Source organism: Halalkalibacter oceani, from assembly GCF_023715605.1.
GTDB lineage: Bacteria > Bacillota > Bacilli > Bacillales > Bacillaceae_D > Halalkalibacter > Halalkalibacter oceani.
Map to the genome: position 1 here is coordinate 258,848 of NZ_JAMBOL010000003.1, position 16,117 is coordinate 274,964.

General features: G+C 47.6%; 21 protein-coding genes. 4 read left to right on the plus strand and 17 right to left on the minus strand.

The window, feature by feature from the left end:
* The first annotated feature begins 222 nt into the window (after positions 1–222).
* Entirely contained in the window at positions 223–942 is a 720-nt protein-coding gene (locus M3202_RS06250) for a DUF421 domain-containing protein (protein WP_251222481.1), read from the plus strand.
* Here M3202_RS06250 and M3202_RS06255 read toward each other — a convergent pair whose 3' ends face one another.
* The 7 genes from M3202_RS06255 to M3202_RS06285 form a co-directional block, all read right to left on the minus strand.
* On the minus strand, positions 943–1,800 hold the full coding sequence (locus M3202_RS06255; RefSeq protein ID WP_251222482.1) for a DUF421 domain-containing protein: 858 nt from the start codon (positions 1,798–1,800) through the stop codon (positions 943–945).
* A gap of 15 nt (positions 1,801–1,815) precedes the next feature.
* Positions 1,816–2,022, minus strand: coding sequence for a DUF1657 domain-containing protein (locus M3202_RS06260; RefSeq protein ID WP_251222483.1), 207 nt, complete (start codon positions 2,020–2,022; stop codon positions 1,816–1,818).
* Between the two features lie 12 nt (positions 2,023–2,034).
* Positions 2,035–2,385: a stage V sporulation protein AE gene (gene spoVAE / locus M3202_RS06265; RefSeq protein ID WP_251222484.1), complete on the minus strand. Its 351-nt coding sequence runs from the start codon at positions 2,383–2,385 to the stop codon at positions 2,035–2,037.
* The gene (gene spoVAD, locus M3202_RS06270) at positions 2,382–3,398 is read right to left on the minus strand and encodes a stage V sporulation protein AD (protein ID WP_251222485.1); all 1,017 of its coding nucleotides are present in this window, start codon (positions 3,396–3,398) and stop codon (positions 2,382–2,384) included. The genes spoVAE and spoVAD overlap by 4 nt, the downstream gene beginning before the upstream one ends.
* A 1-nt stretch (position 3,399) precedes the next feature.
* Entirely contained in the window at positions 3,400–3,879 is a 480-nt protein-coding gene (gene spoVAC / locus M3202_RS06275; RefSeq protein WP_251195627.1) for a stage V sporulation protein AC, read from the minus strand.
* A 15-nt stretch (positions 3,880–3,894) separates the two neighbouring features.
* Entirely contained in the window at positions 3,895–4,329 is a 435-nt protein-coding gene (locus tag M3202_RS06280) for a hypothetical protein (protein WP_251195626.1), read from the minus strand.
* A gap of 116 nt (positions 4,330–4,445) precedes the next feature.
* The gene (locus M3202_RS06285; protein ID WP_251195625.1) at positions 4,446–4,649 is read right to left on the minus strand and encodes a DUF1657 domain-containing protein; all 204 of its coding nucleotides are present in this window, start codon (positions 4,647–4,649) and stop codon (positions 4,446–4,448) included.
* Positions 4,650–4,792: 143 nt separating this feature from the next.
* Between M3202_RS06285 and M3202_RS06290 the strand changes: the two genes are divergently transcribed.
* Together M3202_RS06290 and M3202_RS06295 are read left to right on the plus strand one after the other, a co-directional pair.
* Entirely contained in the window at positions 4,793–5,317 is a 525-nt protein-coding gene (locus M3202_RS06290; protein ID WP_251195624.1) for a hypothetical protein, read from the plus strand.
* A gap of 61 nt (positions 5,318–5,378) precedes the next feature.
* The gene (locus M3202_RS06295) at positions 5,379–6,059 is read left to right on the plus strand and encodes a DUF421 domain-containing protein (protein ID WP_251195623.1); all 681 of its coding nucleotides are present in this window, start codon (positions 5,379–5,381) and stop codon (positions 6,057–6,059) included.
* A gap of 307 nt (positions 6,060–6,366) precedes the next feature.
* On the opposite strand, the gene M3202_RS06300 is transcribed toward M3202_RS06295, so the two are convergent.
* From M3202_RS06300 to M3202_RS06310, 3 genes are all read right to left on the minus strand, one after another.
* Entirely contained in the window at positions 6,367–7,260 is an 894-nt protein-coding gene (locus tag M3202_RS06300; protein WP_251222486.1) for a superoxide dismutase, read from the minus strand.
* A gap of 216 nt (positions 7,261–7,476) precedes the next feature.
* On the minus strand, positions 7,477–8,067 hold the full coding sequence (gene scpB, locus M3202_RS06305) for an SMC-Scp complex subunit ScpB (protein WP_251222487.1): 591 nt from the start codon (positions 8,065–8,067) through the stop codon (positions 7,477–7,479).
* Positions 8,064–8,825, minus strand: coding sequence for a segregation/condensation protein A (locus tag M3202_RS06310; protein ID WP_251222488.1), 762 nt, complete (start codon positions 8,823–8,825; stop codon positions 8,064–8,066). Before M3202_RS06310 ends, scpB begins: the two co-directional genes overlap by 4 nt.
* Positions 8,826–9,015: 190 nt before the next feature.
* Here M3202_RS06310 and M3202_RS06315 point away from each other — a divergent pair, with 190 nt between their 5' ends.
* Positions 9,016–9,546, plus strand: coding sequence for a DUF309 domain-containing protein (locus M3202_RS06315; protein WP_251222489.1), 531 nt, complete (start codon positions 9,016–9,018; stop codon positions 9,544–9,546).
* 70 nt (positions 9,547–9,616) lie between these two features.
* On the opposite strand, the gene M3202_RS06320 is transcribed toward M3202_RS06315, so the two are convergent.
* The 7 genes from M3202_RS06320 to M3202_RS06350 form a co-directional block, all read right to left on the minus strand.
* On the minus strand, positions 9,617–9,979 hold the full coding sequence (locus M3202_RS06320; RefSeq protein ID WP_251222490.1) for a GNAT family N-acetyltransferase: 363 nt from the start codon (positions 9,977–9,979) through the stop codon (positions 9,617–9,619).
* 125 nt (positions 9,980–10,104) lie between these two features.
* Positions 10,105–11,643 (minus strand): spore germination protein, encoded by a 1,539-nt coding sequence (locus M3202_RS06325; RefSeq protein ID WP_251222491.1) that lies wholly within the window; start codon positions 11,641–11,643, stop codon positions 10,105–10,107.
* A gap of 12 nt (positions 11,644–11,655) precedes the next feature.
* Entirely contained in the window at positions 11,656–12,852 is a 1,197-nt protein-coding gene (locus tag M3202_RS06330; protein ID WP_251222492.1) for a Ger(x)C family spore germination protein, read from the minus strand.
* Entirely contained in the window at positions 12,849–13,961 is a 1,113-nt protein-coding gene (locus M3202_RS06335) for a GerAB/ArcD/ProY family transporter (protein ID WP_251222493.1), read from the minus strand. The genes M3202_RS06330 and M3202_RS06335 overlap by 4 nt, the downstream gene beginning before the upstream one ends.
* Positions 13,962–13,983: 22 nt before the next feature.
* Positions 13,984–14,172, minus strand: a complete 189-nt coding sequence (locus M3202_RS06340) for a hypothetical protein (RefSeq protein ID WP_251222494.1) — start codon at positions 14,170–14,172, stop codon at positions 13,984–13,986.
* A 154-nt stretch (positions 14,173–14,326) separates the two neighbouring features.
* A complete protein-coding gene (gene ribH, locus M3202_RS06345; protein WP_251222495.1) occupies positions 14,327–14,797 on the minus strand; it encodes a 6,7-dimethyl-8-ribityllumazine synthase in 471 nt (156 codons plus the stop codon).
* Between the two features lie 57 nt (positions 14,798–14,854).
* Positions 14,855–16,075, minus strand: a complete 1,221-nt coding sequence (locus M3202_RS06350) for a bifunctional 3,4-dihydroxy-2-butanone-4-phosphate synthase/GTP cyclohydrolase II (protein ID WP_285874965.1) — start codon at positions 16,073–16,075, stop codon at positions 14,855–14,857.
* Positions 16,076–16,117: the final 42 nt, after the last annotated feature.

Below are 16,117 nucleotides of genomic sequence, written 5' to 3' on the forward strand. Positions count from 1 at the left end.
ACGACCGCGAAGCACTGGAAGCCACTGCTTTCGTTTACTCGTTTACAGGCGAGCAGCGTGCTGCCTTATTGCTCCTTCGTACGATTTATGAGACAACCCCTTTATTAGCCAAGTCTATGCGAGACAACCCGTGTTATGACAAAGAGGTGTAAATTTATGAAAATGGGAAAGAATAACAATCCAAACACCAATTGTCCGAAACCGGAAAGGAGGCAGATCAGGATGACGCTGCTGACGGAATTAGCTCTCATCTCCGGAAGAATCGTAACCATTCTTCCTTTGCTTTTAGCGACTACGCTTTTGATGGGAAAGCGTTCAATCGGCGAGGTTCCTATTTTTGATTTTCTGATTATTATTACGCTTGCTTCCGTTACCGGAGCTGATATTGCTGATCCGACCGTCAGCCATCTTCATACTGCTTTTGCAATTGTCGCGATCGGATTTTTCCAAAAGATTGTCGCCCGGCTTGTGATCAAAAAACGGAAATTCGGAAAGTGGATCACCTTTGAACCGACCGTTGTGATCAAGGACGGCAAAATCATATTTGGAAACCTTGAATCGATCCGCTATTCAATTGACAATGTTTTACAAATGCTCAGACAAAAGAACATCTTCGCGATCGAAGATGTTGATATTGCTATTATTGAAGCCAATGGGCAAATCAGTGTTAAGCAACGGCCTGAACGGACAAGTCCGACGATGGATGATCTAGGGTTGCAAACGACCAAAAACAGGATCTCTTATCCGGTAATTATTGAAGGCATCATGCAAGGGGAGGTGCTAAAAGATCTCCAGATCACCGAGGAAGAACTACGCCAGGAGCTGCAAAAGAAAGGCGTGTTTCGCCTCGAGTCCGTTTTTCTTTGCACGATGAATCAAGCGAAAGAGCTGCATCTTGCCTATACGGAGCGAGACGAACGAATCGAACGTATCCAGCATTAATTATTTTACAAAAGGAGAAACCCGTTGATGAACCTCATCCATCTGCTGCGCGCACCATGAATAAATTTGTTTCGCCTGGCTGTTATCAGTATCGAGCGCATATAGCGAAAGATCAGCCTGAACCTTTTTCAGACCGGCTTCAAGCAACGGCAGTTCGCTTGGCTTCGGTACTTGAATGACATCATCAAATAAGTCGATGGTTACTTGGCCGTATTCGTCAATTTGCGCCAGGAAGACGTTTTCGACGATCGCGTTCATTTTCTCCAACTCCAGTTCGAGCCATTCACGGCTAAATCCTCTTGTCGCTAACGGTTCATCCAAAATTTTTCCGTCGATAATCACCGTTTCCGGCTCCTTGATCGGAGCGACCTGCTTGTTAACCTCTTTTGCCGTCAACGGCTGTTTGTCTTTCTTCACCAATACATTTAATTCACCGTTTCCTTCGAGTACGGCAAATTCAACATCGGCGACCTGAAAAACCTGCTTGCTGCGCAGCTTTCTTAACAGTTCGTCCGCGGAAATATGCTGCTTCTTCATATTATCCTCGAGGATTTTTCCATCCTTCATTAACGGAATCCCTTTTCCATAGATGATCGAACGAAACGCTTTGCTTTTCATACTGAGCAGGCCGATGAGCAGCGCACCTCCGGCCCAAATAAGCAGAGCGATGAAAAGAAAAGCAGGGGGAATGGCAAGCTGGACTGACCCAAGTGCGAGCACAATCGCGATCGTCGCCACCATCCCGAATTCCAATGGAGATGCCTCCCCAAGCGGCTTGCGGACGAACAGTCGTGATATGCCAACCAACAGAATCAGTCCAATCATGCTTCGCAATGCGACTTCAATCCATCCAGGCATCGTACTCCTCCTTTCTTATGTTTGCTGGTACTGCGGTTCTTCGTTTTCCACCTGATGCACTCGTTTCGCTAGCTCGTGAATAACCGTTCTTGTTTTTAGCGCTCCTTGATGAAACGCTTCTCTCGCCTCTTGTTCCTCTGTTTTTTGTGCCAATGTTGATAATGTCGCTTCGATGGAGCGCAATGATGCTAGCGTGCCGTGAAGCTGGCTTCCGACTGTCATCCTTTCTCCCTCCTATCCTTTCGGTTTAAAGACGAGCGATGCCAAAAAGCCGAAAATAATCGCCGCCGAAATCCCGGCACTCGTCACTTCAAAAATACCGGTAATAATCCCGATCAAACCTGTTTGCTCCGCCTCAGCCATCGCCCCGTGAACGAGCGAATTACCAAAGCTGGTAATCGGCACGGTCGCTCCCGCTCCGGCAAAATCAATCAACGGTTCGTACAAGCCGAAACCGTCCAGTAAAGCACCGGCGACGACGAGCGTGCTCATCGTATGAGCCGGAGTCAGCTTCATGACATCCATCAGAATTTGCCCAACGACGCAAATCAATCCTCCGACAATAAATGCGGTCACGAATATCATCCTTGCTCACCTCCAGCCTCTATCGATACCGCATGGGCAATGCAGGGAATCGTTTCCTGCTGTTGATAGGAAAGGGGCGACAGCAATGCTCCAGTAGCAACGATCAACATTCGTTTTATTTCGCCCCGCTTCATTCGGTTTAGTAAATGACCATAGGTAACGGCAGCAGAGCACCCTGCACCGCTTGCCCCGGCCTGAACCGGCTGGCCGTCCCGATAAATCATCAGCCCGCAGTCTTGAAAGACATCGCTCTTTAACGGAAGTCCTTTCAGTTCCAGCATCTCCAAGGCGATTGAGCGCCCGATCCGGCCGAGATCGCCGGTCGCGACGAGATCGTAATAATCTGCAGGCAGGCCGCGGTCACGAAAATGAGCAATAATTGTATCGACCGCAGCCGGTGCCATCGCCCCTCCCATATTAAAGGGATCAGACAAGCCCATATCGATCACCTTGCCGATTGTTGCCGACGTGATCTGCGGGCCGTTTCCTTGTTTCGCTACAACTGCCGCCCCTGCCGCCGTTACGGTCCATTGGGCAGTCGGCGGCTTTTGCCCGCCATATTCTGTTGGATAACGGAATTGCTTTTCCGTCGCCGCATTATGGCTTGAAGCAGCTGCCACAATATGATGCGCTCCCCCGCCATTGACGATAAAAGCCGCTAACGCCAGCCCTTCCATTGAGGTGGAGCAAGCCCCGAACAAGCCGAAATAAGGGATCGCGAGTGTGCGGCCGGCAAAGCTTGACGGGGTGATTTGATTGATTAAATCGCCGGCAAACATAAATTGAATATCGCCATTTTGCAGTTGCGCTTTTTCAAGCGAGCGCGTAATCGCTTCTTCGAGCAAAACCTTTTGCGCTTTTTCGTACGAATCCTGGCCGAGCCACAAGTCGTCATGCAGCAAATCGAAATCCTGTGCCAGCTGACCGTTCGCTTCAAATGGTCCGCCAACCGTTCCCGTCGAGGTGATGACCGGCTTCTGCTCAAATTGCCATGTTTGATGTCCTGTCAGCATCTTACAGTCCTCCCCATTGGGTGAGAATTGTTTTGATCAGACCGATAATAAAAGCTGCCACCGTTCCATAGACGATGACTGAACCGGCAAGCTTAAACATATTGCCGCCGACGCCAAGCACATACCCTTCCGTCCGGTGCTCAATCGCCGCCGACGCGATCGAATTGGCAAAGCCGGTAACAGGGACGGCCGTGCCGGCACCTGAAAATTGAGCAAAGCGATCATATACACCGAACCCGGTCAGCAGGACAGCGATAAAAATTAACGTCGCCACTGTCGGGTTACCGGCCGTCCGCTCGGTAAAATCGAAAAACGTATAATACATCACTTGAAGCCCCTGGCCAAACAAGCAAATCAACCCGCCTACGAAGAAAGCCCGGATGCAGTTTTTCACAACAGGACGTTTGATCTCATGCTTTTGCGCGAGCTGTTGATAAGAATCCTGAGCCGGTGTGACATTTTTCTTTTTACTTGAAGACATCGTTTTCCTCCTTTCCTACCCCTTCATCTTATCTTCCAGTTTTGTCAGCTCGTCTGTAAGCCGCTTTTCGCTTATCTTTTTCTCCTTTAATTCCTGCTCCAGTCTGCCAAGCTCCAAAAAGATTTTTTTGTCGGTGGAAACATGGACATTTGCTTCTGGATAGCGCTTCTTCACTCTATCATGACTCTGCTTTCGAATTTCCTTTAGCCGAAAGCGGTCGAAATGCTTTACTTCCGGGGCAAGATAAATATTATCTTCTCCATCGTTTACCCCTTTTACTTCGACGATTTCTTCCATCGACAAAAGAATTCGCTTAGCCTCATCGGCCTGCTGCTGCTCAATCACAGCCTGGTCTTCCAAGGAAAGAGGCTGAATATCAGGGGGATTGGCGACAGACTGGCAGCCGGCAAGCAACAGACAGAGAACGAGTCCATTTCGGACATGCTTCATACACATCTCTCCTTTTGTTCTATATGTAAGATCAGCCTCCATACGCTGGCCCGCCAGCGGGAGTCGAGCTGCGCCCGGTTTCTGTATCCAGGCGCAGACAACCACTCGCTATGACGTTATTGCTTGTATTGAGGCTCCTCTTGTTCAATCTCCTGCAGACGAGGTTCAAGCCCATCAACAATCGATTGCGTTTGCGTAGCCATCTGCTGGAAGAGCTGCTTCGCCTGCTGATTTTCTGTTTCCAGCGCGAAGGTTTCCAAACTGGCTTGCGCACTTTTCAACCCGGCCACAGTTTGTTTCATTTTAGCTGCAACTGTCATTTTCTTTCCCCCCTTCGTTCACTCAGTTGAAGATGATTACCTTCCTCTTTAGGATTGAAATATTGGATCAATTTATGAGATACAATTTTTGTAAATTGCCTTTGTGGTACACTTAAGAAAAAACAAGCACGGAGGAAAAACCGATGACCCTCGCTTACAGCATCCTGCTTTTTTGTACTCTCTTGCTGACTGTGATCAGCCTGCTGATTTATGTTCAGCAAAAAAAACTAAAAGCAGCCATTCTCACGCTGACAGACAGCCTGAAGGAAGCGGAGCGCACGGCGGCAACAGATGCCGAAACTGCCCTGAAAGAAGAACGGCGCGCCCACCTCCTTCTGCTCTGCTACCGCTTACGGGAAGCTGTCGCGAAACAGCAGTTTGATATTCACGCCCATTTAATCAGTGATACGCCGACAAGTCACGGCTTGTCTGAAGCCAACCTCGCTGAGCTGTTTTCCGCCGAGGCTGCCCTCGTCATCCAGCGGTACTGGTCAGCCTACAGGCACTACCTTGAAGCCCACTGGCTTGATCAGAACGGAGCGGTCAAAACAGTCTTTCGCGGCAAAGCTGAGCTCGCTGATACGGAGCTTGGCCGGCTTCACCTCGCCTCAAAGGAGCTGGTAAAACAGTTTGACAAGTGGCTTATTCAACTGGAGAAGGCTACATAAAATCCGTTAAGCTGTGCACACTATTCTAAGTAAACCAACTTCACAAAAGGAGCCATATAGTGTGAACACCAATTTTCTCTCCTTAACGGCAGAGCTATTCGTCGGATTTTTTGCCTTGCTCATTATGACGAAAATCCTTGGCAAGAATCAAATCACCCAGTTAACGCCATTTGATTTTATCTCGGCCTTAGTGCTTGGAGAGCTTGTCGGTAATGCGATCTATGATAAAGATATCGGACTCCAGTATGTCCTTTATGCGATTGCGGTATGGGGGGCATTAATTTATTTCATCGAGATGCTGACGCAAAAGTTCCGAGCGTCACGAAGTATTTTGGAAGGCAGTCCCTCCCTGATCATCAGCAATGGAAAAATTCAATATAACGAACTGAAAAAAAACAAGCTTGATTTAAACCAGCTCCATCATCTTCTACGGGAAAAAGGGGTTTTTTCCGTTCGCGAAGTACAATTTGGCATCCTCGAAACGAACGGCTCTGTCAATGTGATGCGAAAAAAGAAATTCGATACGCCGGTAAACGAAGATTTAGGAATACCGGCAAAATCAGTTCACCTGCCGATTTTCCTGATCTTAGACGGGGAAATTGTCGAGGAAAGCCTGACAGTACTTAAAAAAGAACCAGAATGGCTCATCCAGGAGCTGCAACAGCGAGGAATACCAGGCCCCTCATCCGTCCTCTTCGCCGAATGGCTCGAAGGAGACGGCTTCGAAATCCAAACTTATTGAGACCTACCAAAAGGTGGTTTTCCTTTTGGTAGGTCTCTGAAGCTAATGCGGAGCCGCTACCATTCTTTTAAAGCGCAGAGAGGAACGAGGTTTTTCCTCTCTGCGCGCGTAGCGAGCGGAGCTTGGCCAGCATCCTTGAAGCAGCGTGCGGAGTCTGCACATGGGTTTTAAATGGATCAGGAAGCGGGGTTCTTCCTGATCCATTTGGGCAGAACGGAGCGGCTGCCTTTTCCTTTTAGTAGGTCTCTTTAACAGAAAAACGAGCATGGAAGCGATTGCAGTCTTGCTCGCTTCCATGCCCGTTTTTTTAAAAAGGTTCCCATCTTAGTTCCTGCGCTTTCCGGTAGCGCGCCTCGACAGCCGGCCAGTTTACGACGTTCCACCAGTTTTCAATATACGGCTGGCGCTCGTTTTTATACTGGAGATAGTAAGCATGCTCCCACACGTCAAGGACGAGCAGCGGAATCATATCCTGCTGGCTCAAATTTTGATGCTTTTCCGCTTGGAGAATTTCGAGCCGCTGGGCACGTGGGGACCAAACAAGAAAAGCCCATCCGCCGCCTTCGACTTCATTCGCCGCGGCGGAGAAATGCTCCTTCATCTTCCTGAAGCTGCCAAAGTCGTGACGGATTTGCGCGGCCAATTCACCACCAGGCTCTCCGCCACCGTTCGGACTCATAATCTCCCAAAAGATCGTGTGTAAGTAATGCCCCGCGCCATGAAAGGCCGCTTCGCGCTCCCAATGCTTAATCAGCTCGTAATCATTGCGCCTGCGCGCCTTCTGCATTTCCCGCTCAGCTTTATTCAAGCCGTCGACGTAGCTCTGGTGATGCTTATCATGATGCAGTCTCATAATTTCTTCAGCAATGTAAGGCTCAAGCGCATTGTAAGCATAAGGCAAAGGAGGAAGTGTATGCCCGCCAATCGGTACCGGTGAGCGGCTGACCTCCCCTCCATCCTGACGGAAAGCGATAAGATTGTTCCAATTACCCAACACCTGTTCAGCAAGCTCTTCAAGCTCCTCGCTTTGCCCATACCGATACTCTTCCGAATTTTCGCATTGATGCAAAAGCTCCAGCAAGGAACTCATAAACGGCTTAATCGTTTGGTAAGGGACCTGCGCTTCAATCGTGCTTCCATAGCGATTCCACAGCGATTTCATTTCTAATGCCCATTCATACATATCCTGTGAGGTACTCACACCGATCACTCCCCGCATGTCAATGATTGTTTAGTATATGACACGCATCATGGGTTGTTGTTTGTCTCCAATGAAAACAGAAAAATTATTCAGCCTGTCGACAAAGTCTTGCAAAAGCGATTCAGTCGAAAGGCTTTTTTGGTATTAGTATACCCCACAGGGCGTAGCCCAAGAAGGCTCAGGTTTATCATTGGAGGATTTTGTCTACGGTCTGAGTTATTCTCCTGTTTCCAATTCTTCTTCGAACTTTTTAAAGAAAAGATCGGCTTCCTCGGCAATTTCCTGCTCCTCGACATCTTCAGGCAGCGGTGGCAGGTCCTCCAGCCCATTTAAGCCAAAATGATCGAGAAAAAAAGCAGTCGTTCCATATAAAATCGGCCGGCCGGCTCCCGGTGCTCGTCCAACTTCTTTAATAAGCAGCTTCGAGGTGAGCGTTTGAATCGCCTTTTCCGATTTGACTCCGCGGACATCTTCAATTTCCATTCTCGTCAACGGCTGACGGTAGGCAATAATCGCCAACGTTTCAAGCGCAGCCTGGGAAAGTGCTGAATGAAGCGGAGATGCGGCCATTTTTTTTATGTATCTGGCATGCTCCGGCTTCGTTGTAAAGCGGTAGCCCCCGGCGACCTCAACAATTTGCATGCCGCGCTGCTGTTCTTCATACTTCATTTGCAAGGCGAAAAGGGCCTCTTTGACTGTTTCCGGCTCCAATTCCATAATATTTGCAAGCTGCTCAATCGATAACCCCTCATCGCCGACAACAAAGAGAAGGCCTTCCATAATCGATTGTATTTCTTCTAGCTTCATCCCTGCTCGCCCCCTTCTATGCTGTAGATCATGATGTCCTGAAAATTATCGCTTTGTTCGCATCTGATTGATTTTGTTTTCATCAGCTCAAGAATCGCCAAAAACGTGACGACGATATGGGGACGCTCCATTCTTGTGAATAGCTGATCAAAACGGCATTGACCATGAAAGCGGCCGAGTCTTTCCATCACTTCCTGAATGCGCTCTTCAATCGAATATTCCTGGCTTTTTACCGTTGACGTTCTTGGTGCCTGCAATTGCTTGCGCTTGATCAGCTTTTGATAGGCGCTCAGCATATCAAAAAGCGTAACTCCTTTGATCGCAATCTCCCGTTTTTCTTCATCTGATATAAAGGGATCAAGATCTTCAGGCGGCTTCGTATGGATTAAAGAACGGTACTGCTCCTTTTCCTTTAGCTCCGCCGCAACCTCTTTATATTTACGGTATTCAATTAAACGAAACATCAGCTCTTCCCGCGGATCTTCCTCCTCCTCCGCCCATTCATCCTCAAACAGTTCTTCTTCGTGCTTTGGCAGAAGCATTTTGCTCTTAATCATCAGCAGCGTTGCCGCCATCACGAGATATTCGCTGGCAACATCAAGCTCTAATTCCTGCATCGCATGAATATACTCTAAATATTGGTCGGTAATCGCCGCAACAGGAATATCATAAATATCCACTTCTGCTTGATTAATAAGGTGAAGAAGAAGATCGAGCGGACCTTCGAATGTTTCAAGTTTTACACTATATGGATTCATTTGACCACCATAGGCTTCTAGTTTATATGCTAGAGCAGATTATAACATACTTCTCTGTAGCGGGGAACATGCCTTCGTCTCATGATCTATGATAAACTGGAACACATAGAAGGCTGCTGAAAAAGTGAAAATCGTACTTTTTCAGTAGCTTCAACAATAGAGGAGTCTTAAAATGGGGAGTTTTTGAACAATGTATCCGACACCATATCTTGATTACTTAATTGAATTCCATGTCAGGCGCGATTATTTTGAATGTCATGAACTGCTTGAGGAGTATTGGAAAGAACAGCCGCGTGAGCAGCGCCATCACTACTGGGTTGCCCTCATTCAGCTTGCCGTCGGGCTCTACCACCACCGCCGCAGCAACATAGCGGGTGCTGAGCGAATGTATCAAAAAGCAGCTGCCAAAATCGCCGCTCAGCCCGATCCATTTCGGAAGCTCGGGCTTAACCCGGCAGATTTGCACGATCAGCTAAACAAGCAGCTTCAATTCCTTACTCACACTCCGCCTGTTTTTCAAGACATGACGCTCTCACTTTCACCTGACTTGCAAAAAGCATGCGATCAGCGCTGCAAGGAGCTCGGCCTCAGCTGGAGGACAGACGATCCGGCTACCGAAGAGTTTATTATTCATAAGCATCTTCTTCGCGACCGTAAAGAGGTCATTGCTGAACGGGAGCGCCAGTGGGTGATCAGACGACAAGAAAAAGGACTGCCTTAAAGGTTGATCCTTTTTCTGGCAGCCCCGCAGACAACGCTCATAAAAACAGATGGCAGAATGCCACAGCTTATCAGCTTTTGCGGGTTTCAGCTTCCTTTTCTTCACAAGCTGAAACAAACGTTTTTGTATACTTTGTCGGTTTTACTTCACATGGCAGCAGCTTCTTTAAGGCCGCCAGCATTTTTGTGCCTATCCCCTCTTCACGAAACGAAGGATTGACGCAAATGTGCCGGACCTTCGCTTCGCTTCCTTCGATCGACACACCGATCACACCGATAAAATCATCTTCCTTCCACAAGTAAAGCTTCCAGTCAGGATCCTTCTCATACTGTTCCATCGTCTTCAGCAGTCTTTTGACGTCCTTTTCCTTCCGCATAAAAGAGAGCAAACCCATCGCGATTTTCCGATTCGCTGTATTGTAAGGTACTAGCATACGAACCCTCTCATTTTTTTTAATCTCGTCATTCCCCTATACTTTCTGCTTATTCTACCACAAACAAATTGGGAACTAAATAAGAGAAAAAAATGGTTCTTTTTTTCGTAACAGCTGCTTGCTCTTTACGGCTGCGTCTGTCTTTCCTTCGTTTTCGGCTCCTTCGTTCTCATTTTCAATAGCGATACCGGTGCGCGAATGACCAGGTCGAGCCAGTCTTTCGAGTTGAATGGCGCATAAGGCGAAAGATAATAGCTTCCAAAGCTTCTTAAGCCTACGAGGTGGATATTGATTAAAATATAGCTAATGACAATTCCATACAAGCCGAACAGCGCCGCAGCAATCATCACGGCAAACCTTAAAATCCGGAAGGTGATCGCGACATTGTAGGAAGGAAACGTAAAGGAGGAGATCGCGGTCAAAGCGACGACAATCACCATGATCGGACTGACGATCCCGGCACGGACGGCGGCATCGCCGATAATAATCCCGCCAACAATCCCAACCGTTTGCCCAATCGGCCGCGGCAGGCGGTTCCCGGCTTCCCGCAGCAATTCAAACGTGGCTTCCATCAGCATCGCCTCGGCAAAGATCGGAAAGGGCACCCCTTCCCTTGATCCGGCTATTGAGAGCGCCAATGTCGTCGGCACCATCCCTTGATGAAACGAGACGATCGCGATATAAATCGACGGCAAAAAAACGGTAAAAAAGGCGGCTACATAGCGAAGAAAACGGATCAAGCTCCCAATCAGCCAACGATCATAATAATCCTCAGGCGATTTAAACAGCTGATGAAACGTAATCGGCGCAACGAGAGAAAAAGGAGTCCCGTCAACTAAAATGACAACCTGGCCATTAAGCAGATGAGCCGCTGTTTTATCCGGTCTCTCGGTATGGGAAATTTGCGGGAAGGGAGAAAGCACATTATCCTCGATAAACTGCTCCAGCACTCCGGTTTCCGCGATGTCATCCGTTTCGATACTGGCAATCCGGTACGTCACTTCATCGATGACATTCTGTGTGACAAGATCTTTCAAATAAAGAATCGCGACCTTCCGCTTGGAACGGAGACCAAGTGATGTCGTTTGCACTTTGAAGCTGACATCGCGAACTCTTTGGCGGATCAGAACAATATTCGTTTGAATGTTTTCCGTAAACCCGTCGCGCGGCCCGCGAATGACCACCTCACTTTGCGGTTCCTCAACAGAGCGGCCTTTTGCTTTCTTACTGGCAATGATGATTAAGCTCGGCAAGCCGTCAATGATCAGCAGGCTTTCCCCGGCAAGCAGCTGAGGAATCGCTTCATCAAAGCTTTGGAAGGTGTGACTGCCTTCAAGTGCTAAATACTGCTCCTGCAGAAGAGCTACGAAGTCGGTTTCTTTATCCTCAAGTTCCAGCAGCTCTTCTTCCTTCATCGCCATTAAAGTCCGGCTGACCTGCTCCACTTTTTTGGAGTCCACTAATCCTTCCACATAATACAAAGCGGCCTTTCTCTTCTTGCCGATCAGAAGAGGACGGACAATAAAATCATCACTACCTTCAAAAAGTTCCTCGATTGTTTTGGAGAGTTCACTTATCTCTGACGACAGCTTTAACTGATTCGCCGGTTGAGTGTTGGCTTCAGCCTGTGCCGCCCGCAGCCGCTTGTACACTTTGTTAAACAACAGATCCCCTCCTTACTTTAATTTTTCCTCCGTCATATAATTGCGAACTTTTACAGATACATTTGTATGGACAATTGCGTCTTTAAACAAGCCATCCTCTCCGTCCCATCTGTCCTTGATTTCTTCCCAATATTTAGGATCCTTCCGATTAATCTTCATGCCAAAGCGAAAGATATCCAGGCTGTATTCATTCTGCATTTTCTCGACGATTTGGTTGATTTCCGCCTTGATTTTCTCCTCGACTGCCTGCTGCAGCTTTATATTCGTCTCAATATCGGCTACATCGATCCCTTCAATCCACTTTTCAGCAAAGGATCCTTCCGTTTTCACATCAATGGTAAACACATTTTGCTCGCCTCTCCGTTCAAAATCTAAGGATGTTTTTGCCGAAAACGATTCATAGACAAAGACTCCCTTATCCTCATAGTTCACCTCAAGCACGCCATTTTCGGCATCTCCAACGACCCAGTTATATCCTTCTGTTTCCGCTTCACCGAGCCAGCCGACCATTTTATTTTCCTGACCGTCAAAGACCGCTGCCCCTGCGACTTTTATATCGGTTTTTCCACTGACAATCCGCGGGATGATATAGCTGTACTGATTAATGATAAAGCTCGTTACATCACCCATCTCGACATATTTCGGCATCTGTAATGTCTTTTCATAATTTTCCAGTACTTCTCGGATATAAAGCGCCGGCATTTTTTCCAATGGAACTTTAACATCAAAATTGGCTTTTGCCTCTCCTTTCGATATTAAGACAAGCACCCTTCTTCTCATTTCATGGTCGCGCAAATAGAAATCGGCGAGATGCTCAAGCATCCCGTTTCTGACAAGCTCTTCGTTAATAATCAGCACCTTTAAATGCTCACTGTTTAACGCCCGGCTGCTTCTTGTTGCCAAATTGCGCGCCACTTTAAAATTTGTTAAGCCGATCGACGTTAAATTAAAATGAGATTGAATGTCTTCTCCGCTCTGCGAATCCTGTGGGACAGCAATCTGATACGTTTTTCGGAAAAAACGCTCATGAGCCTCACTGTCGCCAATGGCCTCGCCGAGCTCCTCCTCTATATGGTCTTCATGCCTTTCCTCTTCTTTGACGGGATCAAAGGCAATTCCTAAGACAAAGCCAAGCTCTTCAATATCCCTGCTGTCCCAGCAGCCTGTTAGAATGAAAAGAATCAAGATAGTTGAGATAGCGCGCTTCATCTTGCTCCTCCTTGTTGCTTTTTCTTCCTTATCGCAATCCATGTCGCACAGATGAGCCCAATAACAATTAAACCAATTCCGCCATAGCCGACGATTGTCCCGAACAGAAAAGCCTCTGAGATCGACCGCGGGGCGAAGGCAATGATAAGCGTTGCTAACGTAATCCAGCTTGGCAGTATTCGCGAATGCTTCTTAATATCCAGCGTTTCGCGAATAATCTTCGTTGTCAGAAAGTGGGCAACTGACATTGTATTAAAAATACTCATCATCCAAATCGTGATCATCAGCGCTTCCACCCGTTCAAACACGCCGCCGGGTATTTCAATTTCTTTTACCAGCTCTACGGTCGGAAATGTCAGCACCTCGGTCGTTTCCACACTAAAGATCGCAAAGCTGATTAACGTGATTCCTAAATATAAAATAAAAATAATCACAATACTGGCAACCATCGGTCCTGCTTTTAAATCTTCCTTTTTCATCGCCGCCAAAAAGAAAAAAACAATCTCTACCCCGAGCAGGGAAAGGGTCGTTTCCTTCACTCCCTGAAAGATTGAGTTACTGTCTCCCATCGTCAAAGGAAGCAATTGTTCAAATTCAAATTCCGGCAGCACGACAACCATCATCGCAATTAAAAAGAAAACGGTAATCGGGACGAACATCAAATTTAAATGGATAATCCCTTGAAGTCCTTTTGTGACCGCATATGTTGTCGTCAAAAGAATAACAGCGGCGACGACTTCGGCCGGTGTGTCAATCAGCAAATAGATTCTGACGACAATCGAAAGAATTCTTGTTTCATACGCCAACAGCAGAAGAAAATAGCAGGCAAAGGCTAATCCGAGAACCTTCGCCAGCCAGGAGCCCGCCTTTGTATGAGTAAGTGCTTCAAGCAACGTTTCACCGGGAAAACTGCGTTGTAGCTTTGTGTAAATGACGATGAAGAGAATCGTAAGCAGGCTGCCGATCAAAATCGACAACAGAGCGACGACCGACCCGCCTGCCGCGGCAAGACTTCTCGGCAACGTTAAAATTCCGATTCCGACAATAATGCCAATCAGCGTCATGCTTATTTCAACCGGAACTATTTTATATGATGTCGTATTACTCATAGTACGAACTCCTTTTTATGAGCTACTCTTGTTTTTTGAGCTTATCCCGTATATGCTCATTCTCCTTCTTCATCCAAGGAAGACTCGTGACTCTCTCAAACCAGTCGGTCAGATGCTGGACGATCCAGATAAGAAAAAATGAGATAACGGCAACGATCATTACTGAAAAATTCGGCATAAAGCCTAGCACTTCATGCAAAAGTTGGGACATCTTCTTCCCCCCATGGTTTCATTCCTTTCTTTTCCTTAGCTTTCACGTCTTTCAAAAATTTTATTTATCGTTTAGAAAAGCGACAAAAAAAAGAGAGGCTGGACCAAAAGGTGCAAAAAACAACCTTTTGGTCCAGCCTCTCTGCGTACTCTCTTTACTGTTCAATGCTTCGGCTTAAATTTGCCATCTCAATCGCCGCTGTCGCCGCGTCCCAGCCTTTATTACCCGCCTTCGTGCCGGCGCGCTCCACCGCCTGCTCAATGGTATCGGTCGTTAACACACCGAAAATGACAGGCTTGCCGCTGGAAAGCGCTAATGAGCCGACGCCCTTTGCCACTTCATTACACACGTAATCGAAATGCGGTGTCGCCCCGCGGATCACCGTGCCCAACGTAATGACTGCATCATACTTTCCTGTATCAAGCAGTTTTTTCGCCGCGAACGGAATTTCAAACGCGCCCGGCACCCAAGCGATGTCAATATCCTTTTCATCAACCCCGTGACGTTTTAACGCATCCTCTGCTCCGCCTAACAGCTTACTCGTAATAAATTCATTGAACCGTCCGACAACGATTCCCACCTTTAACCCTGTTGCTACTAATTGTCCTTCAAACACTTGTCCCATGTAAGTTCCTCCTTGATTATCTCAATCATTTTTTCTATCTGCTGCCGTAACTGCTCATTAAAGGTGGAGCATATGGCCCAGTTTTTCTACTTTTGTTCTTAAATATTTTTCATTGTCCTTCGTTGAAGGAAGCTGCAACGGAACCCGGTCAACGACCTCCAGCCCGTACCCGCTCAATCCGGTGATTTTACGCGGATTGTTCGTTAGCAGTCGCATTTTGGTCACACCAAGCTCTCTTAAAATTTGCGCCCCGATCCCGTAATCACGCAAGTCAGCGGCAAAGCCGAGCTTCTCATTCGCTTCAACGGTATCATAGCCTTCCTCCTGCAGCTTATAAGCGCGAAGCTTATTCATCAGCCCAATTCCTCTGCCTTCCTGGCGCATGTAGAGCAACACGCCGTTTCCGGCTTTTTCAATTTGCGTCAAAGCGGCATGCAATTGCGGGCCACAATCACAGCGATGTGAGCCAAAGACATCGCCAGTCAGGCATTCCGAGTGAACGCGAACGAGCGTCGGCTCCCCTTCAAGAATCTGTCCTTTGACAAGAGCGATGCTTTCTTTCTGATCGACGACATCGGTGAAGCCGATCACGCGGAACTCGCCGAAATCGGTCGGCAAATTAATCTCAACCTCTTTTTTCACAAGCGTATCCTTGCGGTGACGGTAGCGAATCAAATCCTTGATCGTAATCATTTTCAAGTCGTGTTCGTCGGCAATCTTGCGCAGCTCCGGTACGCGCGCCATCGTCCCGTCAGCATTCATCACTTCACAAATGACTCCGGCCGGCTTCGCCCCGGATAAACGCGCCAAATCCACAGCCGCCTCGGTATGTCCCGCTCTCCGCAGCACACCGCCATTTTTGGCGATCAGCGGAAAAATATGCCCAGGCCGTTTAAAATGCCCCTTCTTCGTTTCTTCATCAACTAACGCACGGATCGTGTCTGCGCGTTCGTGAGCGGAAATTCCCGTCGTCGATGTATGGTGATCGATGCTGACGGTAAACGCCGTCCCATGAGGGTCCGTATTATGATCAACCATTGGCACAAGATCAAGCTCCCTGGCCCGTTCCTCCGTAATCGGAGCGCAAACGAGGCCCCGGCCATGTGTCACCATGAAGTTAATGACCTCAGGGGTCGCTTTTTCGGCAATCGCCAAAAAGTCACCCTCATTTTCACGATCCTCATCATCACAAACGATGACGATATGACCTTGCATTAATTCATAAATCGCCTCTTCAATCGGATCAAACATGCTTGCTTCTTTTTTACTTTCACTCATATCGGTTCACCACCCTATCCCTTCTTTTTGTTTAAAAGGAGC